A 937-nucleotide genomic window follows, 5' to 3' on the forward strand; every position below is an offset into this window, starting at 1 on the left:
TGTTATTTGTTATGGCTGTATGGTTCGGCTTTGTGTCGTCAAAATAAACCGTTGTAATGTCGCCCGGTAGCATGGTGACGGTCTGTTCACGCCATGTACTCTTTTTATGGTCATCCCCCGGCTGTTTGACTAGTTCCGGCATTCTTGTTCACTCCTTTTGCTATTGTAGCGGCTTTCTTGATGTGGTTTGACGCGCTGCGTCCTTTCTTAATGGCTTTGGCTCCCTTAGAAACAGATTTGACAGCACGACCACCCGGAACAAAATCCATTGCGGTGGATGCTGTACCTTTCGCAACGTCTCCGACTGCTGGGAAGGCTTTCATAAAGAACACGATTGCAATGATAGCAAGCCCGAGAATAAGAGACCATCTGAACACGCCGAACATGATATTTGATAAATATGATTTGTCGTCAGTGCCTGAAGATGAAGAATCCCCACCTGTCGCCCCGGCTCCTGACGTTCCTTTGAATGTAATGTCCTTATCATCGTACTGGTGAAGGTTGTTACTGCTGATAATGCCGAGAAGCTTATTTACATAGTTAGGGTCTGTTGCATACCCTCCAGCTTTGATTCCCTTCGCATAGTCCTCAACGCTTTTTGCGTTCTTCAGCTTTGACGCATAACGCGGCTTGGATAATAGTTCCGCGTGGGCGCGTATGGAATCTTGATAGCTGTTGTACTTTGCAAAGCCATCCTTCACGTGATAGGTCTTACCGTTATATACTTCGGTCGTACCCATCGTGGCACTTCCTGCTGTACCTCTTCCCTTTATTCCAAATAGGTTCTTAGAGTAGTAGGCAAGCCCGGACAATCCGCCCGGGTTTGAACCGCCTGATTCTAACATGATTTGACCCAGTATGATGGATGCAGGGATGCCAGTTTCTTTCTGTATGGCTTGCGCGTCTTTGATAAACGGCTTTATATTGACGCCCATAC

The 937-nt window shown here is 47.0% G+C and carries 1 protein-coding gene; it reads right to left on the reverse strand.

Annotated features, from left to right (window positions below):
* Positions 1 to 110: 110 nt before the first annotated feature.
* Positions 111 to 937: glycoside hydrolase family 73 protein (locus tag ACWGRX_RS26935; protein WP_376642737.1), on the reverse strand; the 827-nt coding region annotated here is incomplete at its 5' end.

It is taken from the genome of Allobosea sp. NPDC055594 (assembly GCF_053618995.1).